The 21,206-nt window shown below is 46.1% G+C and carries 17 protein-coding genes and 2 pseudogenes; 1 reads left to right on the top strand and 18 read right to left on the bottom strand.

The genetic code is table 11. The features are described from left to right. Positions 1 to 544 precede the first annotated feature (544 nt). The 9 genes and pseudogenes from RCG24_RS17850 to RCG24_RS17810 form a co-directional block, all read right to left on the bottom strand. Positions 545 to 1,024, bottom strand: a complete 480-nt coding sequence (locus RCG24_RS17850; RefSeq protein ID WP_308077620.1) for a hypothetical protein — start codon at positions 1,022 to 1,024, stop codon at positions 545 to 547. Positions 1,025 to 1,355: 331 nt separating this feature from the next. Continuing rightward, positions 1,356 to 1,976, bottom strand: coding sequence for a thymidine kinase (locus RCG24_RS17845; RefSeq protein WP_202654419.1), 621 nt, complete (start codon positions 1,974 to 1,976; stop codon positions 1,356 to 1,358). Positions 1,977 to 2,092: 116 nt separating this feature from the next. Beyond that, positions 2,093 to 2,299 carry a 50S ribosomal protein L31 gene (gene rpmE / locus RCG24_RS17840; RefSeq protein WP_202654420.1) on the bottom strand — a complete coding sequence of 69 codons (207 nt, stop codon included), beginning with the start codon at positions 2,297 to 2,299 and terminating at the stop codon, positions 2,093 to 2,095. A gap of 197 nt (positions 2,300 to 2,496) precedes the next feature. Then, the gene (gene rho, locus RCG24_RS17835; RefSeq protein WP_202654421.1) at positions 2,497 to 3,762 is read right to left on the bottom strand and encodes a transcription termination factor Rho; all 1,266 of its coding nucleotides are present in this window, start codon (positions 3,760 to 3,762) and stop codon (positions 2,497 to 2,499) included. Between the two features lie 362 nt (positions 3,763 to 4,124). Continuing rightward, positions 4,125 to 5,083, bottom strand: a pseudogene (glpX, locus tag RCG24_RS17830) (class II fructose-bisphosphatase). Positions 5,084 to 5,259: 176 nt separating this feature from the next. Then, a complete protein-coding gene (locus RCG24_RS17825) occupies positions 5,260 to 6,546 on the bottom strand; it encodes a UDP-N-acetylglucosamine 1-carboxyvinyltransferase (RefSeq protein ID WP_202654423.1) in 1,287 nt (428 codons plus the stop codon). Between the two features lie 312 nt (positions 6,547 to 6,858). Continuing rightward, positions 6,859 to 7,509, bottom strand: coding sequence for a fructose-6-phosphate aldolase (gene fsa, locus RCG24_RS17820; RefSeq protein WP_308077619.1), 651 nt, complete (start codon positions 7,507 to 7,509; stop codon positions 6,859 to 6,861). A gap of 114 nt (positions 7,510 to 7,623) precedes the next feature. Then, a complete protein-coding gene (locus RCG24_RS17815; protein ID WP_202654425.1) occupies positions 7,624 to 8,481 on the bottom strand; it encodes a class II fructose-bisphosphate aldolase in 858 nt (285 codons plus the stop codon). Between the two features lie 212 nt (positions 8,482 to 8,693). Then, the gene (locus tag RCG24_RS17810) at positions 8,694 to 9,065 is read right to left on the bottom strand and encodes a response regulator (RefSeq protein WP_202654426.1); all 372 of its coding nucleotides are present in this window, start codon (positions 9,063 to 9,065) and stop codon (positions 8,694 to 8,696) included. Positions 9,066 to 9,256: 191 nt separating this feature from the next. Here RCG24_RS17810 and RCG24_RS17805 point away from each other — a divergent pair, with 191 nt between their 5' ends. Next, on the top strand, positions 9,257 to 9,790 hold the full coding sequence (locus tag RCG24_RS17805) for a DUF2529 domain-containing protein (RefSeq protein ID WP_202654427.1): 534 nt from the start codon (positions 9,257 to 9,259) through the stop codon (positions 9,788 to 9,790). Between the two features lie 62 nt (positions 9,791 to 9,852). Here RCG24_RS17805 and RCG24_RS17800 read toward each other — a convergent pair whose 3' ends face one another. The 9 genes and pseudogenes from RCG24_RS17800 to RCG24_RS17760 form a co-directional block, all read right to left on the bottom strand. Beyond that, positions 9,853 to 10,224: a hypothetical protein gene (locus RCG24_RS17800; RefSeq protein ID WP_308077618.1), complete on the bottom strand. Its 372-nt coding sequence runs from the start codon at positions 10,222 to 10,224 to the stop codon at positions 9,853 to 9,855. A gap of 146 nt (positions 10,225 to 10,370) precedes the next feature. Beyond that, positions 10,371 to 11,969, bottom strand: a complete 1,599-nt coding sequence (locus tag RCG24_RS17795) for a CTP synthase (protein WP_202654428.1) — start codon at positions 11,967 to 11,969, stop codon at positions 10,371 to 10,373. A 242-nt stretch (positions 11,970 to 12,211) separates the two neighbouring features. Next, entirely contained in the window at positions 12,212 to 12,793 is a 582-nt protein-coding gene (gene rpoE / locus RCG24_RS17790; protein WP_308077617.1) for a DNA-directed RNA polymerase subunit delta, read from the bottom strand. Positions 12,794 to 12,907: 114 nt separating this feature from the next. Then, on the bottom strand, positions 12,908 to 13,081 hold the full coding sequence (locus tag RCG24_RS17785; RefSeq protein WP_202654430.1) for a hypothetical protein: 174 nt from the start codon (positions 13,079 to 13,081) through the stop codon (positions 12,908 to 12,910). 192 nt (positions 13,082 to 13,273) lie between these two features. Further along, positions 13,274 to 16,510 (bottom strand): annotated as a pseudogene (gene icmF, locus RCG24_RS17780) (fused isobutyryl-CoA mutase/GTPase IcmF). Then, entirely contained in the window at positions 16,507 to 17,151 is a 645-nt protein-coding gene (locus tag RCG24_RS17775) for a TetR/AcrR family transcriptional regulator (protein ID WP_202654432.1), read from the bottom strand. The pseudogene icmF and the gene RCG24_RS17775 overlap by 4 nt, the downstream one beginning before the upstream one ends. A 302-nt stretch (positions 17,152 to 17,453) precedes the next feature. After that, the gene (locus RCG24_RS17770; protein ID WP_202654433.1) at positions 17,454 to 18,593 is read right to left on the bottom strand and encodes an acyl-CoA dehydrogenase; all 1,140 of its coding nucleotides are present in this window, start codon (positions 18,591 to 18,593) and stop codon (positions 17,454 to 17,456) included. Positions 18,594 to 18,951: 358 nt separating this feature from the next. Next, complete coding sequence (locus RCG24_RS17765; protein ID WP_202654434.1) at positions 18,952 to 20,082, bottom strand: acyl-CoA dehydrogenase; 1,131 nt, start codon at positions 20,080 to 20,082, stop codon at positions 18,952 to 18,954. A 217-nt stretch (positions 20,083 to 20,299) separates the two neighbouring features. Next, positions 20,300 to 21,151: a 3-hydroxybutyryl-CoA dehydrogenase gene (locus RCG24_RS17760; RefSeq protein WP_308077616.1), complete on the bottom strand. Its 852-nt coding sequence runs from the start codon at positions 21,149 to 21,151 to the stop codon at positions 20,300 to 20,302. Positions 21,152 to 21,206 lie beyond the last annotated feature (55 nt).

Below are 21,206 nucleotides of genomic sequence, written 5' to 3'. Positions count from 1 at the left end.
TTTCCGTCGTTATAAAGATACGTTTGGGGAGGATAATTAGAAAAACCTGATACCTTATAAGCAGAGATATACTTTTGCTGTACAGTTGAGTTTGTATCAATTTCACTTGCTTTAACGCTTTGAATCGGTGTGTTAGCTATAATACTGAACAAAACAATTAAACTAAAAATATAGGGCATTACTGTTTTTTCATATTTCCTATACTCACCTCGTATTATTTCTATTATTTTTGGTTAATCTTCTATATTAAAACATTATTAGATTTGGCCAAATCTATAAAACTGATATATCAACCATATTATACCAATTATGTTAAACAGGGTCAATTATAATATTAGGTCAACTATAAATGATTATCATGCTCTATACTTTAGACATATGAATTGATCTTAATAAAAATAGAAATTATACCAATGATAGAGGTACAAGATATGATTATTTTGAAAATTTCTTAATATGCGAAACATAATAATTACAGGGTATATGCTGAACACCCAACAATGCAAAACACATAATAAAAAACATGCCCTGATTTCAGAGCATGCTATCTTCTATCTTCATTTACCCGGACTTCGATATGGTATCGCGGCAGGGCTTTGATCAGTTTTTTGTGGAGGCGGGCTTCGGCGGCAATTTTCCCGCGGTCGGACAACATTCCTTTTTTATAAACGGACACCCACATCCGGTCGCCATTAATCCAGATAGAATCGGGGACGAACTCATCGGTTGCGGCAATCACAGCCTTCGCTTTGTTAAGATCATTGCCCTGGTTACCGGCACCAGCTTCACCGCCGCTGCCGGTTCGGTCCAAATCAAGGAAATTCGGGTTTTGGTTGGTGATGTCGTTTTCGACCAGGTGCTGCTCGTTCTTGCCGCGGTTGGCGACGAAATCCGGGTTATGATTTCGGGTTTCGGAGCGGTTTGACATATAATTGGGCGGACTGTTATCTTTGCGTAAATCGTAGGCGGTATCATCGGCGCTGCGATTGGCGTTTTGACATCCGGCTGTGAACATTAATAGCATGATGAACGTAGGAAACAGCCATTTTTTCATGTTGTACACCTCCCATTGCTATTATCTTGCCCTAGTCATGGCTGGAACTGTACATGTGAATTGTTTCCAACAGGATGGTTAAGTTGGCAACGGGAGGCCTTTATTGGTTGTCGCAGTTTGAAGGTGGTTACCGACGGATTTTGAGACTTTACCGGTACCTTTCCCCCTTTTACCATCCAATTTGCAGCGAATACTGGCAAAACCCCTTTAGTGGACCTAAAAATCGGCATAAAATCTGTGATAATCCGTATAAAAAAACTGCCCAAGACACATATCTTGGACAGTTTTTTTCGCAAATAAATCAGACACCTGAACCGGCGGCGTCTGCACTCGCTTCGTAAACTGCGGTTTTCGGCACTTCGTGGTGATGACGGCAGCGTGGTTCATATTTTTCAGCGGCTCCCACTAAGATAACCGGATCATGGTAGGATGCCGGACGGCCGTTAATCAGCCGTTGTGTCCGACTGGCGGGCGAACCGCAAACAGCACAAACGGCCTGCAGCTTGGTAACTGACTCGGCAATCGCCATTAGCATCGGCATCGAGCCGAATGGCTCGCCGCGGAAATCCTGATCAAGCCCGGCAATGATCACCCGATGACCACGATCTGCCAGCTGCTGCACGACGCGGACAATGCCTTCATCAAAAAACTGAACCTCATCGATCGCAATGATGTCCATATCAGCCTCGACATGGTGTAAAATTTCGATAGAATGGGAAATTGGCTTCGCATGAAAGGAAGAACCATTATGGGATACAACGGATTGTTCGCTATAGCGATTATCAATTTTTGGTTTAAATACAGCAATTTTTTGTTTGGCAAATTGCGCACGGCGAACACGGCGAATCAATTCCTCCGATTTTCCAGAAAACATACTGCCACAGATAACCTCAACCCAGCCACTTTGCTTCATCACATACATAAATGGCGTCTCCTTCCTGTTACGAACCCTAATCTTAAATTTCATTTTAGTGAACAATAGTTTTTCCAATAAAAAACAGGCAAGTCAAATTTCTTCTTGCCTGTTTTTTTGCATCATTACTTTTGCTTAAGGCCATATCTCTTGTTGAAGCGATCAACACGTCCGCCAGCTTCTGCGAATTTTTGACGACCTGTATAGAACGGATGGCACTCAGAGCAAGTTTCAACACGGATGGATTCTTTTACTGATCCGCTTTCGAAAGTGTTGCCGCAAGCGCAAGTCACCATTACTTTTTTATAATTAGGATGAATTCCTGCTTTCATTCTTTTCATCTCCTTCCGCCCTGAATCATTCTGAAACAGAGTTATCGAACAACGTGCTTGTCTAAAACAGGCACTTAAGTGACTATAAACACACTGATGCTATTATACCAACGCATTACCACTTTTGCAAGCTGGGATTTTTAGGTACAGCAATTATTTTTTTAAAAGATGAACCAGTTCCGGTGTGAAAAACAGGCTTACGAGCGACGTGCTTTGAGCTCCATATCCAATTGTTCAAAAAATTCCTGATTTGATTTTGTCTGCCGCAATTTTTTTAAGAAACGCTCGGCAAAATCCGGCGAATCGGACATCGACCTGCGAATGGCCCATAGTTTGTCCAAATGATCCTTTGGAATCAGCAATTCTTCTTTACGGGTACCGGAGCGGCGGATATCAATTGCCGGGAAGACGCGGCGTTCGGCAAGCGAACGGTCCAGATGCAGCTCCATATTGCCTGTCCCTTTAAATTCCTCATAAATAACGTCATCCATCCGTGAACCAGTGTCAACAAGAGCTGTTGCTAAAATCGTCAAGCTGCCGCCTTCTTCGATGTTCCGGGCTGCCCCGAAAAACCGCTTCGGACGGTGGAAGGCTGCTGGGTCGATACCACCGGAAAGGGTCCGGCCGCTTGGCGGAATCACTAAGTTATAGGCACGGGCAAGACGGGTAATACTATCCATGAGAATGACGACATCGCGTTTATGCTCGACCAGACGCATCGCCCGATCAAGTACCAATTCGGCAACTTTGATATGATTTTCCGGTACTTCATCAAACGTCGAGCTGACGACATCGCCAGCAACGGAGCGCTCAATATCGGTGACCTCCTCCGGACGTTCATCGATCAATAGGACGATTAATTCCACTTCCGGATGGTTGGTCGTAATGCTGTTGGCAATTTCCTTCAGCAACATCGTTTTACCGGCTTTTGGCGGGGCCACAATTAAGCCGCGCTGGCCAAACCCGACCGGGGCCACCAAATCCATGATTCTCGTGGAAAGATTTTTTTGCGATGTTTCCAGACGCATCATTCGGTTTGGATATAACGGTGTTAACGCCGGAAAATAGACGCGTTCTTTGGCAGATTCCGGATCCTCGCCGTTAACCGCTTCAACGTGCAGCAAGCCAAAATAACGTTCATTTTCCTTCGGCGGACGTACCTTTCCGGACACTTTGTCGCCGTTGCGAAGATCAAAGCGGCGGATCTGCGAGGCAGAAATATAAATGTCCTCCGAACTTGGCGAATAATTAATCGGACGCAGAAAACCGAACCCTTCCGATTGGATGATTTCCAGGACGCCTTCCATGAAGAAATACCCCTGTTGTTCAGCACGAGATTTTAAAATCGCGAATATTAGTTCTTTTTTCGTTAGCTTGCTGTAATAGGTCACCTTATATTCGCGGGCCAGCTCGTAAAGCTCCTTCAGCTTCATATTTTCTAAACTTGAAATTGTTAAATCCATGTGTACACCACGCTTTTAAATTTTTCCGTCCTTACCGCAAAAGAGCGGGAGATGGTTTTATTAAAAAAAGAGGAATTAGAATAGAAGTTAAAAATGAAATGAATAGATTTGCAGAAATTATGCATAATGTATAAAACAATTTCTATTTTACCCTCTTAGCTAATTATTAATCAACTATATTTTTGACAAAGCCAAAATCCTTTAATACTAAGGGTTCATCCCTTTGGCCGATGCGAACAGGCTTTATGTTAATCAATGGAATTTTTAGATCTGGAAGGAGTTCTCCCTGGGAGAAATCGGAGTCTATTATTTATTTTTAATCGGTGTCAGGCACCAAAATGGCTGCCTGACACCTAATCGTCTTAGAGCACTAAATTTGGTTTTTTCTTTAAGCTGTGGCGCCCTTCGATGAAGCGGACGGTTCCTGACTTAGCCCGCATGACGATAGAATGTGTCGAAGCGAAGGATGCTTTGAATTGGACACCGCGCAATAGTTCGCCGTCGGTTACACCAGTGGCGGCAAAAATGGCATCGTCGCCTTTCACCAGGTCTTCCATGCGCAATACTTTGTTGACATCCAAGCCCATTTTGTTGCAGCGTTCCAGTTCCGCATCATTTTGTGGGATTAGTTTGCCCATCAGTTCGCCACCAAGACATTTTAATGCGACGGCTGAAAGGACACCCTCTGGCGCGCCGCCAGTGCCGAATAAAATGTCAACACCGGTATTGTCAAACGCCGTGTTAATCGCTGCGGCGACATCACCGTCATTGATCAATTTAATCCTCGCACCGGCTTCACGAAGCTGGGCAATAATATGCTCATGACGCGGACGGTTTAAAACCGTGGCCACGACGTCTTCGATATCTTTATTTTTTGCCTTGGCAACAGCCTTTAAGTTATCCAGGATAGGGGCGTTAATATCCACCAGGCCTACCGCTTCCGGTCCAACAGCAATTTTTTCCATATACATATCCGGAGCATGCAGTAAATTCCCATGATCGGCAACGGCAAGAACAGCCAGGGCGTTCCAGCCGCCGGAGGCTAAAATATTGGTGCCTTCAAGCGGGTCTACGGCAACATCGACACGCGGTCCATAGCCGGTTCCCAGCTTTTCGCCAATATAGAGCATCGGGGCTTCATCCATTTCCCCTTCGCCAATTACAACCGTTCCTTTCATCGGCACCGTATCAAAGACATTCCGCATCGCCGTTGTTGCGGCATCATCGGCTTCGTCCTTTTTCCCCGTCCCATCCAGCGTGCAGAGGCCAAAGCAGCCCCTTCCGTCACCCGGACTAGCTCCATCGTCAAACTTCTTTCCATCGCTTTTCCATCTCCCATTTTTTCTCTTTTCGTCAAAAAGAGGTTTGTTGAACATGCTCTGTCTATGTGTTTTTCTGAAGAAAGCGTTAGCAATCTATCGGCATGCATGCCAAAAAGCGTTAGCTTCAGCTATAGCGGTAAGATATCCGCCGCTTTAGCCGATCGCTTCCGCTTGACTAAATATTTTTCATGTGTTCCAGCTCATCTTTTGTCAAAGCTTCCCGCCATACCGTGGCACCGAGACCGTTCAATTTTTCTACCAGGTCGCTGTAGCCGCGGTCGATGTGCTCAAGTCCGGTCACTTCGGTAATTCCTTCAGCCATGAGTCCGGCAATGAATAGTGACGCCCCGGCCCGAAGGTCACTGGCCTTCACCTTAGCCCCTTGCAGCTGAATGGGACCATTGATGATCGCCGATCGTCCCTCGACCTTAATATTGGCATTCATTCTTCGGAGCTCATCAATATGTTTAAAACGGGCACCATAAATCGTATCGGTAACTACGCTCGATCCGGCAGCACGCGTTAACAGCGTGGTAAACGGCTGCTGCAGATCAGTGGGAAATCCCGGATATACGAGCGTTTTAATATCAACCGCTTTTAAATTCGGCACTGTTTTGACAAAGATTTGATCATCGCCTGATTCCACGAAGACGCCCATTTCACGCAGTTTGGCAATCACCGATTCCAAATGGAGAGGAATGACATTATCAATGATCACACCCTCGCCCATGGCTGCCGCAAGGATCATATATGTACCTGCTTCAATCCGGTCGGGAATGATGGTATGACGGCAGCCGTTCAAGGTTTCAACCCCTTCAATGCGGATGACATCGGTTCCGGCTCCTTTAATTTTCGCCCCCATATTCGTCAGCAGGGTAGCAACATCAATAATTTCCGGTTCCTTGGCAGCATTTTCAATCACCGTCCGGCCTTTTGCCCGGACCGCCGCCAGCATGATATTAATCGTCGCGCCAACACTGACAACGTCAAGGTAAATCCGGGCGCCATGAAGCTCATCAGCCCGCAGATAAATTGCCCCCTGTTCATTGGTCACTTGAGCACCAAGGGCTTCGAAGCCTTTAATATGCTGATCGATGGGACGCGGTCCTAAATGACAGCCCCCGGGCAGACCAATGACCGCCTTTTTGAAACGGCCGAGCATCGCACCCATAAGATAGTAGGAGGCACGCAGCTTTTTGACCTTGCCATTTGGCAGCGGCATGGAAATCATCGTGGAAGGGTCCACCGTCATTTCTTCGCTGTTAATATTTACCCTTCCGCCAATCTCTTCGAGCAGGTCTTTCAAGATTTCCACATCAGAAATATGTGGCAGCCCTTCAATCGTTACCGGTGATTCTGCTAAAATAGTGGCGGGTATGAGTGCAACGGCACTATTTTTAGCACCGCTGACACGCACGGTTCCTTTTAACGAATATCCGCCCGCAATTTTAAGCTTTTCCATTTTCGACTCCCTTCTAAGCCTATATAAAACAGATTGTTACAGGCTTACAGCGTTTAGAACCCCATTTTTTAGTACACTAGTCGACTGGCGAGCCCCTCAGGGCGAAGCCAGAAGCGCAGTTACATGTATGCTTAAGAAAGCTTATTCTTTCTTATTAGCTAAAAAATCCGGTTTTAAACAGCTTCAGGTATATTTTTCCAATCATCATACCGAAATTCCGACAGTTTGTCTAACTTATAGTTTACACGAAAATTTCATTTTCATGTATCAATCTGAAAAAAATTTCGCGAAAATGGAAAAAGCGGTACTTTTTTAGGCCTCTGTCCGGGAATTCCAGTCTTTTAAGAAGGCCTCAATTCCTTTATCTGTCAATGGATGCTTCGTCAAGCTCATTAATACTTTGTACGGAATGGTCGCAATGTGGGCTCCGCGCAATGCCGCTTCGGTGACATGCATTGGGTGGCGGATCGAAGCAGCGATGATTTCCGTCTCAATTCCATGGATCGCGAAAATTTCGGAAATAGTGGAAATCAGATCCAAGCCGTTTTGCCCAATATCATCCAATCGACCAAGGAATGGGGAGACATAGGTTGCCCCTGCTCTTGCTGCCAAAAGTGCCTGGTTGGCGTTAAAAATTAACGTTACATTTGTTTTGATGCCTTCTTGGGACAAGGCATGAACTGCCTTTAACCCGTCCGGCGTCATCGGAACTTTTACGGTAATATTTGGAGCGATCGCCGCCAATTCGCGTCCTTCTTTAATCATTCCTTCGGCATCCAGTGCAATCACTTCGGCGCTGACGGAGCCTGGTACGAGGCTGGTAATTTCCTTTAACCGCTGGTGGAACGAAACGCCTTTTTCTTTCGCTACCAGTGAAGGATTAGTCGTTACTCCGGCAAGCAGGCCAAGTTCATGAGCCTCGCGTATTTCATCCAAATTAGCTGTATCAATAAAAAATTTCATGACATTCCCTCCAATTTTTTTTATTGAAATGAAAGGTAAAACTTTCGAACACACGGAAACCGCCCTTTTTAAATAGGGCGGTTCGCTTTTTATAATGGTGCCTGACACCAACAATTACGCTTTTTGTGAGGAGCCAAACTCGCGAATTTTGCCAATAACGGTTTCTTTAATCGTTTCGCGTGCAGGTCCTAAGTATTTACGTGGATCATACATCTCTGGATTGGCCGCCAACACTTCGCGAACTGTTTTTGCCGAAGCAATTTGGTTTTCAGTATTGACGTTAATTTTTGCTGTCCCAAGTGAAATCGCTTTTTGAATGTCTTTTGTCGGAATTCCGGTACCACCATGAAGGACTAATGGCACACCGGTGATATTGCCGATTTCCTCCATCTCTTTGAAGCCCAGTTTTGGCTCGCCTTTGTAAGGACCATGAACAGAGCCTAATGCAGGAGCCAAGCAGTCAATGCCAGTTCGCTTAACCAGCTCGTTACATTCGTTAGGATCAGCATAAATGATGCCTTCACCGACTACATCGTCTTCTTGTCCGCCGACAGTGCCAAGTTCTGCTTCAACGGAAACTCCTTTGGCATGAGCATATTCTACTACCTTTGAGGTAATCTCGACGTTTTCTTCAAAAGGGTGGTGCGAAGCATCGATCATTACAGAAGTAAAGCCAGCATCAACCGCTTCTTTACATTTTTCAAAGCTTGAACCATGGTCAAGGTGAATCGCCACAGGAACAGTAATTTTATAATCCTCCATTAATCCTTCAACCATTTTTACAACGGTTTTGAAACCGCCTATATAACGGCCTGCACCCTCAGAGACACCAAGAATAACCGGTGATTTTTCTGCCTCTGCTGCTTGCAGAATCGCCTGGGTATATTCCAGGTTATTAATGTTAAACTGCCCAACAGCATAGCCTTCCGCTTTTGCTTTTTTCAGCATTTCTGTCATTGAAACTAAAGGCATTATGATTCCTCCTTAAATTAGGTCGATGTCCCTTCTCAATTGAGTAGTTCATTTAAATGGTTTCCTACTAAATTGTCAATTATGTATTGAGAACCGTACATCGCCAATTAAAAGTCATATGTATCATATCAAATCAAAAACAGAAATACCATTCATCGGGCACAGTTTTTCAAACTGTCATAATGAAAGCGGATCCACTTAAATTTGGAATCCTAGTTTGCTTTTTGCTGGATATATTTCCTTACGGCTGTACGGATATCATCAATGTCAAATGGTTTGGCAAAATGGGTAATGGCGCCCAGATCTTTTGCTTCCTGGATCATATCCAGCTCACCATAGGCGGTCATGATGATCACACGAATGTCCGGATCGATAACCTTCATTCGTTTTAAAATTTCAATCCCGTCCATCCCTGGTATTTTCATGTCCAAGAGGACAAGATCCGGGGCATGCTTGGTCACGATATCAAGCGCCTGAACTCCATTTGCTGCTTGAAACGTTTTGTATCCTTCCTTTTGAAGTACCTCATTTAGCAAGATCCGAATACCAAATTGATCGTCGACAATTAAAATATTCCCTTTCATCCTTCCACCTCTCCCCAATTTACTAAGATAAAACCTTTAAATCCCCCATTATACATGCTATTATTCTACTTTGTCTGAAAGAATTCCTGCTAATTTCTGTCATGTGATCATTTATTTTGAGGAATTGCTGTCTGTTTTTCTTTTATAGGAGGAAAGCTTATAATTCAGATAGCAAATGAAGGAGGATTTTTATGTTAAAAATGTTTACTACCCAGCTAACTGGTTTATTTAAAAGGATTGCTGATACAGCGGAATTTTCCTTTGAAGATGGGGCACGTCTGCTCGCACAGGCGCCTGCCGGCGACGGCTCGATTTATATTTATGGAGTCGCTGAAATGAAAGCGGTCGAGTTGGAGGCTCTTGAAGGGGCTGAGCCGTTGAATTCGGCGAAACGGTTGGACGACTCGACTGTTTCGGAGTTAACCGAAGCCGACAGGGTGATTATTTTTTCGCGGAATTCCACTGATGAAGCGGCCTTGCGTGTTGCCGGGGAGCTTCAAGGAAAAAACATCCCGTTTGTTGCTGTTTCGACGGTGCTGGACGCAGAGGGCTACAGCGGGCTGGCTGAAATAGCGGATGTGCATATCGATTTAGGGCTGAAGATGGGCCTGATTCCCGATGAATTTGGCGGACGGGTCGGTTATCCGGCGGCGATGGCCGGGCTATATGCTTATTACGGTTTAAAATTTACGATTGATGAGATTTTGGAAGAGTACGAGCTGTGATTGTGTTCTTTTTTTTGATCTAGCTGGTCCCTAGTTGACCCAATAGGGGGTTCCCCTTGATTTCAGGCAAGTAGGGCCGCTCTTATTAACCCAATTAGCGCTTTTTTCTTAATTTCAGGCAAGTAGACCTCCTCTAGTTGACTGAAACAGTTATTTTTCCTGATTTCGGGCAAGTAGACTGCTTCTAGCTTACCCAATAAGTTATTTTTTCTAATTTCGGGCAAGTAGACCGGTTCTAGTTGACCCAAATTGTTATTTTTCCCGATTTCAAGTAAGTAGACTGCTTCTAGCTTACCCAATAAGTTATTTTTTCTAATTTTAGGCAAGTAGACCGGTTCTAGTTGGCCGAAAAAGTTATTTTTCCTAATTTCGAGCAAGTAGATCTGCCCCAAGTCTGCCAGTCTAAATACTTTGACATCTTGCGGCATCTTCAAGACCTGTTTTATCTATTGTGACAAAAATATCTACACTTTTTCGGCGGATATCTACACTAATTATATTTCCAATTTTTCCAAAAAATAAATTCCTTCAAAAAAAGCCGGTTCCCCCATAATGAGGGGAACTGGCCGATATTCAAATCTTATTTTCCACTAATTGTTGCATGAATAAATTCACGGAATAGCGGCTGCGGACGCGTTGGTCTGGAGACGAACTCCGGATGGAACTGGGAGGCAACAAACCACGGATGATCTTTCAGCTCGATGATTTCCACCAAACGGCCGTCCGGGCTGGTTCCTGAAAATACAAAGCCGGCCTCTTCCATCTCTTGACGATAGTGATTGTTAAATTCATATCGATGGCGGTGGCGCTCATATACCACTTTTTCACCATAGGCGGCAAATGCCTTTGTGCCCTCAGCCAGGCGGCATGGATAAAGGCCCAAACGCAACGTTCCACCCATATTCTCGACATCCTTTTGCTCCGGCAGCAGATCGATCAGCGGATGCTTGGTATCCGGAACAAATTCGGAAGAATGAGCATCATGATAGCCTAGCACATTACGGGCAAACTCAATCGTCGCCAGCTGCATTCCGAGACAGATCCCCAGAAACGGTTTCTTCATCTCGCGGGCATAGCGGGTCGCTTCAATTTTCCCTTCAATGCCACGGTCGCCAAAACCGCCGGGAACGAGAACGCCATCAACATCGTTCAGTAGTTCGGCCACATTTTCACGGGTTACGTCCTCGGAATTGATCCATTTCACTTCGACATCAGCATCAAACGCATAACCGGCGTGCTTCAAAGCCTCAACTACGGAAATATAAGCATCTTGGAGCTCAACATATTTCCCGACAAGACCAATACGGGTTTTTCCTGACAACTTTAGTACCTTATCAGCCAAGGCCTTCCATTCCGTCATGTCAGGGTCTTGGGTGACTAATTTCAAGTGGTCACAGACAATTTGATCCATATGCTGCTCCTGCAGCGCAAGCGGGATCGAATACAAGGTGTCGGCATCGCGGCATTCGATAACAGAACGAGCATCAATATCACAGAACAGAGCAATTTTATCCTTCATATCCTGCGAAATCTCCATTTCCGTGCGGACGACGATAATATTTGGCTGAATTCCGAGGCTGCGCAATTCCTTGACACTGTGCTGGGTTGGCTTCGTCTTCATCTCGCCGGCAGCTTTAATATAAGGAACGAGCGTACAGTGGATGTACATCACATTGTCACGGCCGATATCGCTCTTGATTTGGCGAATTGCCTCTAGAAACGGCAGCGACTCGATGTCACCGACAGTTCCGCCAATTTCGGTAATCACGACATCGGCATTTGTTTCCCTGCCGGCGCGGAAGACACGGTCCTTGATTTCATTGGTAATATGCGGAATCACTTGAACGGTTGCCCCTAAATAGTCGCCGCGGCGCTCTTTGTGCAATACCGAAGAGTAGATTTTTCCTGTTGTCACGTTAGAATATTTGTTTAAATTAATATCGATAAAGCGCTCATAGTGGCCCAAATCCAAATCGGTTTCCGCGCCGTCATCAGTGACAAACACCTCACCATGCTGATACGGGCTCATCGTTCCCGGATCGACATTGATGTATGGGTCAAATTTTTGAATCGTGACACTTAACCCCCGATTTTTCAATAATCTGCCTAAGGAAGCCGCCGTAATTCCTTTTCCAAGCGATGAGACAACACCGCCGGTTACAAAAATATACTTTGTCATACAAATTCCCCCTCTGTTACAGTTTGTACATAATTTAAATTGTTAAAGGGCATTTTTCGAAAAAAACCTTTTCCGCTCGTGTAAAATGAAAAAACCCCACGAAAACGGAGTTTTTCCCATAAAAAAACGCTCCACTTTACATATTGTAAGGGAGCGTATTGTTGATAAATACGAATTGTCCTTTTTTAAGGAGCCCAAACAAGATAATACAAGTTGACGTGAGAAAAGTCAAGGCAAAAAAATTACAGGTCTTCCTCCTCTTCCTCTTCTTCCAACTCTTCATCATCAAGCTCGAGTTCTTCATCAATTTCTTCATCCTCATCGAGGTCGAAGGCTTCATCATCATCCAATATTTCTTCGTCTTCGTCAAAATCATCAACACTATCGATGTCATCAAAATCTTCGTCGTCTTCGACCAAATCTTCATCATCGAATTCATCAATGTCATCATAGTCCTCGTCATCGATTTCATCGTAAACATCCAGATCTTCGTCATCGACAACCTTCTTCGCCTTCTTCTTCCTCGGCTTCACCACGGTCACCACTTCTTCTTCCTGTGTATCAACAGGATACCAAACCCGAAGTCCCCAGCGGTTTTCACCTAATGAAAGAAACCGGCCGTCGACATTGATGTCTGTGTAAAATTGTGACAGACGAGACCGCATTTCTTGTTCAGAAATACCGGCAGCTGCCGAAATTTCCTTGACTAAGTCAAGAAACGAAATCGGCTGTTTGCTGTCTTTTAAAAATTCATACGCCATTTCGATGAGGGATAACTCTAATAACTCCTCTTTTGAGTATTGTGCTAGACTCAAGTACAGCACTTCCTTTCTCTATTTAACACGGCATTATTTAAATATTTACCCAAATGCATATTCACCATTATAAACAAATTCCCTCTGTTTATGCTAGTTCAAACCGCAGTTTGTACGAAAATTTTACTCGCCTTCCTTTTCTTTTTGTTCGCGAAACTTTTTGTATTCTTTGATCGAAACCACCAGAAAGAAAATGGCCAACAATAGAAAAGAAATCGCTCCTAATTGCCGTTCGTACAAGTAATACAATGGCCAGGCAAAAACAAGTAAAATAATAATCATGTGACTGAGCTTCATACGTTGACCACCTGCCATACCCATGGATGTTTGTCCGCTTAGTTTATCATTCTATATGACATTTTAACATAAAAATACAATGGCTTTTAACACCATTGTATTTTTATGAAAAAATTTTAACCGTTATCGCTTCTATTTTTCTATCTATTTTATCATCCCGCTCGCTTGATAAAAGCTGGTGTGCCGCGCCTCCTACATATTCCGGCGGTACTGCCCGCCGACCTCATAAAGGGCCCGGGAAATCTGGCCAAGGCTGGCGACCTTGACGGTTTCCATTAATTCCGCAAAAATATTGCCGCCCGTCACCGCTGTCTCCTTCAACCGGTTCAACGCTGCCGGGGCATCAGAAGCATGTTTTTCCTGGAAGGCACGTAAATTATGAATCTGCAGCTCCTTTTCTTCCTTCGTGGCTCTGGCCAACTCCATCTTATCAATCTCTTCCGCAGCCAGCGGATTCGGGTTCAAATAGGTATTAACGCCGATGATTGGCAGTTCCCCGCTATGCTTTTTCATTTCATAATACATTGACTCTTCCTGAATTTTTCCGCGCTGGTACTGGGTTTCCATCGCCCCGAGGACACCGCCGCGGTCATTCAGGCGGTCAAATTCCTGCAGCACCGCTTCCTCGACAAGGTCGGTCAACTCCTCGATAATAAACGACCCTTGGAGCGGATTTTCATTTTTGGTTAAGCCGTGCTCCTTCGTGATAATCAGCTGAATTGCCATCGCCCGGCGCACCGATTCCTCCGTTGGTGTGGTAATCGCCTCGTCATAGGCATTGGTGTGCAGCGAGTTACAGTTATCATGCAGCGCCATCAACGCCTGCAACGTGGTCCGGATATCGTTAAAATCAATTTCCTGGGCGTGCAGCGAGCGACCCGATGTCTGCACATGGTACTTCAGCTTCTGGCTCCGCTCATTGGCGCCGTATTTTTCGCGCATCACCGTGGCCCAAATGCGCCGCGCCACCCTTCCGATCACGGTATACTCCGGATCGAGACCGTTCGAGAAGAAGAACGACAGATTCGGCGCAAAATCATCAATATCCATACCGCGGCTTAAATAATACTCAACATACGTAAAACCGTTGGCCAGCGTAAATGCCAGCTGCGAAATCGGGTTCGCCCCCGCTTCAGCAATATGGTAGCCGGAAATCGACACTGAATAATAATTGCGCACCTGGTGGTCAATAAAGTACTGCTGAATATCGCCCATCATCCGCAGTGCAAATTCGGTCGAAAAAATGCAGGTATTTTGGCCTTGGTCCTCTTTTAAAATATCAGCCTGGACGGTACCGCGGACGGTTCTTAGCGTATAGGCCTTGACGTCGTTAAACTCCTCGACGGTCAGACACCGGCCCAGCTCGGCCTCTTTCTTCTTCACCTGCTGATCGATCGCCGTATTCATAAACATCGCCAAAATAATCGGCGCCGGTCCGTTTATCGTCATCGAAACCGATGTCGACGGGTGGCAGAGATCAAAGCCGTCATACAGTTTTTTCATATCATCCAGCGTACAAACGCTGACACCGCTCTCGCCGACCTTCCCGTAAATATCCGGGCGGTAATCCGGATCCTCTCCGTAAAGGGTGACCGAATCAAAGGCCGTGCTCTAGCGCTTAGCCGGGTCATCCTTTGATAAATAATGGAAACGGCGGTTCGTCCGTTCCGGTGTCCCTTCGCCGGCAAATTGGCGTTTCGGGTCCTCGCCCTCGCGCTTAAACGGAAAAACCCCTGCTGTATACGGGAACGAGCCGGGAACATTTTCGCGATACACCCAGCGGAGGATTTCACCATAATCCTTATATTTCGGCAACGCCACCTTAGGAATATCAAGACCGGATAAGCTTTTTGTTTTTAACACGGTCATAATTTCTTTATCGCGGATTCTCGTGACAAACTGGTCACCGCTGTAAGCAGCCTTGGTCGCTTCCCAGCCGTCAAGAATCTTTTTCGACTCCGGCGAGAGCTTTGCTTCGGTTTCCTGCTTGACGGCCTCCAAGGCGGCAACCACCTCGGGCTGATCCTTGACCGCCGCCATCGCTCCTTCAAGCTGGAACAGTTTCCGAGCGAGGTTCGCCTGCTCTTCCGCTTTTTTGTGATAATGGCGGACTGTCTCGGATATTTCTCGCAAGTAATAACGGCGTTCCGCTGGAATGATCACATTTTGTTTTTCAACAGCAGCATTCTTGCTAAAAGTAGTCACCCAATCAGTTCCCGCTTTTTCATTGATTTTTTCAATCAGCGCGGCAAACAGGGCGTTTGTCCCCGGATCGTGGAACTGACTGGCAATCGTGCCATACACCGGCATTTCCGACAGATCCTTTTCAAACAGCATGTGGCTGCGCTGGTATTGCTTTTGCACTTGGTTCTTGGCATCCTCCGAACCTTTGCGCTCGAATTTATTGATCACAATCAAATCGGCAAAGTCGATCATATCGATTTTTTCCAGCTGTGACGGTGCGCCAAACTCACTGGTCATCACATACATCGATACATCGCAGATTTCCGTGATGGCCGCATCTCCTTGGCCAATGCCGCTCGTTTCCACGACGATCAGGTCAAAGCCGGCGGCTTTCACCACCGCGACGGCATCTTGAATTGCCAGTGACAATTCGCTTCTTGATGCCCTTGTAGCCAGACTCCGCATATACACATTGGGTGAAAAAATCGCATTCATCCGGATCCGGTCGCCAAGCAGCGCGCCGCCAGTTTTTTGTTTCGTCGGGTCAACCGACAGAATCGCTACCTTTTTCCCTGGGAATTCATTGAGAAAGCGGCGGATTAACTCATCTGTGAGTGAGCTTTTTCCAGCGCCGCCGGTTCCGGTAATGCCAACAACCGGGACGGCCTTCTCAAGCTGCTTCACTTTTTCCAGCGTACTGGCGGCTTCGGCATTTTGCTCAACATGCAGCTCAGCTAAGGTAATCAGTTTGGCAATCGCATTAACATCGCCAGTCGGTAACTTTTCAATCTCCTCAGAAACGTCGCCGCTGACCGTGGAAAAATCACATTCCTCGATCATCAGGTCAATCATCCCCTGGAGACCCATTTCGCGGCCGTCATCCGGCGAAAAGATCCGGGCGATCCCGTAATCATGCAATTCCTTGATTTCTTTTGGAATGATCACACCGCCCCCGCCGCCGTAGATGCGGATGTGCGGCGCACCTTTTTCCTGCAATAAGTCATACATGTATTTAAAATACTCAACATGGCCGCCTTGATACGAGGAAATCGCAATTCCCTGAACATCCTCTTGAATCGCGGCATTGACAACCTCCTCAACCGAACGGTTATGACCGAGGTGAATGACCTCTGCACCACTCGATTGAAGAATGCGCCGCATAATATTGATGGAGGCATCATGGCCGTCAAACAGGCTTGACGCCGTTACAAAGCGGATATGGTGTTTCGGCTGATATTTTTTCATCCTGCTCCCCCTTTTGGTTGAAACTGACGTAAACCGGCCAGCAACAGTTCTGTCTGCCGTTCAATATATTCATCAAGCGTAAATAACTTTCGTAAGGCCCAGCGGCGGAAGCCCCACATTTGCCCCTGGACGAAAATATTGTGGGCAATGATTTGAATTTGTGGCTCTGTTAATTCCAATTCACCGTTTTCGACACATTTTTGCAGCAGGTCTGCAAACATGCCGACCATTTCCATTTCCTTTTTTAATACATAGGGCAAGGCATCCTTTGACAGTGATTTCACTTCCTGATACATGACCAGCACCTCGGCCTGCATCTCATCCATTACTTGGAAAAAATTGGCCACCCCAAGTTTCAGACTTTCCAATGTCCCCTGCTTGAGCTCAAGATCCTGCTGCAGGCGCTCGCTGACGTGATCATAAATACTGTCACAAACAAGGTACAGGACGTCCTCCTTGGTCCGAATATATTCGTACAATGTACCGATGCTGAACCCAGCCGCCTTGGCAATCTCCCTTGTGGTTGTTCGGTGAAATCCCTTTTCTTTAAATAGCTGCACAGCCCCTTTGATCATTTGATCACGTCGCTTCTGCACAAGGCGTTCATCCTTGACCGAGGCCTGAACTTCCCGTTTACTCATGCATCTACCGCCTTTGTTCAAAGTAAGCAATCCCTGACAACCGCCATTCTTTTTGGAAAAAAAGCATCGTCAGGGAAATTTGTTTTGTTTTTTTGTGAGTTTTCGGATGCCGGATGGCTGGTTAGAAAAATCGCCGCCAGAAGTTGTCTGGGTTACGGCAAAACTAGGTTGTGATCACTTTTTCTACCACAAAGTGGCTTGGTTAGATAAGACTAGGTTGGATCACTTTTCCCACCGCGCATCGTGTAGGTTTCCGCCCAACTGAGGTGGCGAATCCTTTTTTCCAGCCCCGCGCTGTTCGTTTATTTTGTCAGCATCCGGGAAATCACGAGACGCTGGATTTCCTGAGTGCCCTCATAAATTTGTGTAATCTTGGCATCACGCATGAAGCGTTCAACCGGGTAATCCTTTGTATAACCGTAGCCGCCAAAGATTTGCACCGCTTCGGTCGTCACCTTCATCGCAGTGTCGCCAGCAAACAGCTTCGACATCGCTGATTCTTTGCCGTACGGAAGCCCGTTTGATTCAAGCCAGGCTGCCTGATAGGTTAATAGTCTTGAAGCTTCAACCGCTGTTGCCATGTCGGCCAGCTTGAAGCTGATGCCTTGGTTGGCGGCGATTGGTTTGCCAAATTGATGGCGTTCCTTTGCATACTCGACAGCGGCGTCCAGCGCACCTTGAGCAATTCCGACTGCTTGGGCAGCGATCCCGTTGCGCCCGCCATCAAGGGTCATCATGGCAATTTTAAAGCCTTGCCCTTCTTCGCCGAGACGGTTTTCAACCGGAACCTTACAATCTTCAAAAATAATTTCCGTTGTCGGCGAGGAACGAATGCCCAGTTTCTTTTCTTTTTTGCCAACCGAGAAGCCTGGGAAGTCTTTTTCGATAATGAATGCCGTTGTTCCTCTTTGCTTGTTGCTCGGGTCGGTTAAGGCAAAGACGACGTAAATATCCGCCTGACCACCGTTGGTGATGAAAATTTTCGAGCCATTGAGGACATAATGGTCGCCATCGAGTTTCGCCGTTGTTCGCATTCCGCCGGCATCCGAACCGCTGCCCGGCTCCGTTAAGCCGTAGGCACCGATTTTGCTGCCTTCCGCCAACGGACGAAGGTATTTCTGCTTTTGCTCCTCGCTGCCAAATTTGTAGATCGGCCAGCTGGCCAGTGAAGTGTGGGCAGAAAGGGTCACACCGATCGATGAATCCACGCGTGATAACTCCTCGACAGCAATACAATAAGCAAGGTAATCACTGCCAATACCACCGTACTCTTCCGGCCAAGGAATCCCCGTCAAGCCAAGCTCTGCCATCTTGTCAAAAAGTTCGCGGTCAAAGCGCTCTTGCTCGTCTCTTTCCGCTGCAGTTGGGGCAACTTCGTTTCTGGCAAAATCACGCACCATTTTCCGAATCATTTCATGTTCTTCTGTTAATTTAAAGTTCACTGGGTGAACCCCCCTTTGTGAATGTTTTTTTACATAATGTTGTGGATTATTTACGAATTAGAGTGACTTTTTTACGAAATTTGATGTTTTTTTTACAAAATTACTATGGAATTGTACAAAAGTTGGTAATACCCTGGAAATCGCACTCTGTTTTTACGTATCTTAAAGACTTTTTTACGAATTTGAATGATTTTTTTACGAAATTGCTAGTGGATTATTCAAAGGTTGGTAATTTACTGGAAATTTCGTTTTGTTTTTACATAATCCAGAGATTTTTTTCGAAATTTGATTGTCTTTTTACGAAATTGCTTCTGAATGATTCAAAAGTTGGCAATCTGCTAGAAATCAGCAGTTTGTTTTACAAATGCTTGCTGATGACGATTCTTTGGATTTCGCTCGTGCCTTCGTAAATTTCCGTTACTTTAGCATCGCGGAAATAGCGCTCTACTGGGTAATCCTTCGTGTAGCCATAGCCTCCGAACACTTGAATCGCTTCGGTCGTCACTTCTACTGCTGTTCGGCTGGCAAACAATTTTGCCATTGAAGCTTCCATTCCGCACTTCAGACCATGAGAGCGTAGATCGGCGGCGCGATAGACTAATAATTTTGCTGCTTCAACACTTGTCGCCATATCAGCTAGCTTAAAGGCAATCCCTTGCTGGGCGGCGATTGGTTTACCAAATTGATATCGCTCTTTGGCATAAGCAGTGGCCGCATCGAGCGCCGCTTCGGCAATACCGAGCGCCTGCGCAGCAATCCCGATGCGGCCGGCGTCAAGGTTGGCCATGGCAATTTTAAAACCTTCCCCCTCCTTGCCAAGCAGATTAGCTTTCGGTACACGCATATTGTCAAATGTCAACTGGACCGTTCTTGAACCGTGCAGGCCCAGTTTCTTTTCATCCTTGCCTACACATAAGCCAGGGGTGTTTTTTTCGACAATAAAAGCAACAATTCCTTTGGTGCCCAGTTGCGGTTCGGTCGTAGCAAAAACAATATAGACATCCGCTTCACCGCCGTTCGTGATAAACAGCTTCGAGCCGTTCAATACATACTCATCACCATCGCGGACAGCTCGTGTTTTCAGACTGGCGGCATCCGACCCAGCACTTGGCTCGGTCAGGCAAAAAGCGCCTAAGTACTCGCCTGCTGCCAGCTTCGGCACGTATTTTTGTTTCTGCTCTTCGGTGCCAAAATAAACAATCGGGTTCGTGCCGACCGATGTGTGCACGGAAAGAATCACCCCCATCGTCGCGCTCACCTTGGCAAGCTCATGGATCGCGATAATATAGGAGGTGAAATCCATTGCCGCCCCGCCATAAGCCTCTGGAATCGGGATCCCCATCAGACCGAGCTCCCCCATTTTCCGGAGAATCTCACGAGGGAATTCGCCGTTTTCCATGTTTTCGATAAATGGAGCGATTTCCGCCTGAGCAAAATCACGCACCATTTTGCGCATCATCTGTTGTTCTTCTGTAAAAGTAAGATTCATGTTGGTCTCCCCTTCAGAGGATAGTTTTTGTTGATTCGCGGATATCGATTGGCAATTCGCCGAGATCTGATATTGAATCGCCGATATGTAGTAGCAATTCGCCGATATCCGGCATTGAATCGTCGAAATATGACCCGAAACCGCCGATATCTGACCCAGATCCGCTAATATAATCCAGATTTCCGCTGACTAAATCATTTCTGCAGATAAAGCAGCTTTATTCGTAGACGTAAAAGCCGCGTCCGGTCTTCTTGCCAAGCCAGCCTGCCTTGACATATTTGCGCAGCAGCGGGCATGGGCGGTATTTATCGTCACCGAAGCCATCATGGAGCGTTTCCATAATATATAAGCAGGTGTCCAGCCCGATAAAATCAGCTAATGTTAAAGGCCCCATCGGATGGTTCATGCCGAGCTTCATCACTTCATCAATGGCTTCTTTCGTGGCCACGCCCTCGTACAAGGTATAAATCGCTTCATTGATCATCGGCATTAACACGCGGTTAGCCACAAATCCCGGGAAGTCGTTCACTTCCACCGGCACTTTGTTTAACGTTTTTGTCATATCTTCAATCACCTGATATACCTCGTCAGCCGTTGCTAAGCCGCGGATAATTTCCACCAGCTTCATCACCGGCACCGGGTTCATAAAGTGCATCCCGATGACTTTTTCCGGGCGCTTTGTTACCGCGGCAATTTCCGTAATTGGCAATGACGAGGTGTTGCTTGCCAAAATCGTATGTTCCGGGGCAATCTCATCCAGTTGAGCAAAGATTTTTGCCTTGATCTCCATATTTTCCACCGCTGCTTCGATAACAAGATCGACTTCGCTCGCGTCTTGTAAATCGATAGATGGAGTCAGGTTATTTAATACTTCCTGTTTTTGCTCCTCTGTAAGGCGGCCCTTGTCGACATTGCGGGTTAAATTTTTGTTGATCACTCCAAGCCCACGCTCAACAAATTCCAGTTTCAAATCATTTAACAGTACCTTGTAACCTGCCTGAGCACAAACCTGGGCAATCCCCGAGCCCATTTGCCCTGCTCCGACTACCATTACTTTTTCAACTGTCATATTGCTCCCCCTCTGTTTTTAGTGATTGGATATTTAAAAAATTGCTTTGGACATT

This window comes from Neobacillus sp. OS1-32 (assembly GCF_030915425.1).
In the GTDB taxonomy this organism is placed as follows: domain Bacteria; phylum Bacillota; class Bacilli; order Bacillales; family Cytobacillaceae; genus Neobacillus; species Neobacillus paridis.
This window is presented reverse-complemented; position numbering and strand designations above follow the sequence as displayed.

Coding starts and splice junctions, on each gene's coding strand:
- RCG24_RS17850 (WP_308077620.1), bottom strand. CDS start 1,024: ATGCTATTAATGTTCACAGCCGGATGTCAAAACGCCAATCGCAGCGCC.
- RCG24_RS17845 (WP_202654419.1), bottom strand. CDS start 1,976: ATGTATGTGATGAAGCAAAGTGGCTGGGTTGAGGTTATCTGTGGCAGT.
- rpmE (WP_202654420.1), bottom strand. CDS start 2,299: ATGAAAGCAGGAATTCATCCTAATTATAAAAAAGTAATGGTGACTTGC.
- rho (WP_202654421.1), bottom strand. CDS start 3,762: ATGGATTTAACAATTTCAAGTTTAGAAAATATGAAGCTGAAGGAGCTT.
- RCG24_RS17825 (WP_202654423.1), bottom strand. CDS start 6,546: ATGGAAAAGCTTAAAATTGCGGGCGGATATTCGTTAAAAGGAACCGTG.
- fsa (WP_308077619.1), bottom strand. CDS start 7,509: ATGAAATTTTTTATTGATACAGCTAATTTGGATGAAATACGCGAGGCT.
- RCG24_RS17815 (WP_202654425.1), bottom strand. CDS start 8,481: ATGCCTTTAGTTTCAATGACAGAAATGCTGAAAAAAGCAAAAGCGGAA.
- RCG24_RS17810 (WP_202654426.1), bottom strand. CDS start 9,065: ATGAAAGGGAATATTTTAATTGTCGACGATCAATTTGGTATTCGGATC.
- RCG24_RS17805 (WP_202654427.1), top strand. CDS start 9,257: ATGTTAAAAATGTTTACTACCCAGCTAACTGGTTTATTTAAAAGGATT.
- RCG24_RS17795 (WP_202654428.1), bottom strand. CDS start 11,969: ATGACAAAGTATATTTTTGTAACCGGCGGTGTTGTCTCATCGCTTGGA.
- RCG24_RS17785 (WP_202654430.1), bottom strand. CDS start 13,081: ATGAAGCTCAGTCACATGATTATTATTTTACTTGTTTTTGCCTGGCCA.
- RCG24_RS17775 (WP_202654432.1), bottom strand. CDS start 17,151: ATGAGTAAACGGGAAGTTCAGGCCTCGGTCAAGGATGAACGCCTTGTG.
- RCG24_RS17765 (WP_202654434.1), bottom strand. CDS start 20,082: ATGAATCTTACTTTTACAGAAGAACAACAGATGATGCGCAAAATGGTG.
- RCG24_RS17760 (WP_308077616.1), bottom strand. CDS start 21,151: ATGACAGTTGAAAAAGTAATGGTAGTCGGAGCAGGGCAAATGGGCTCG.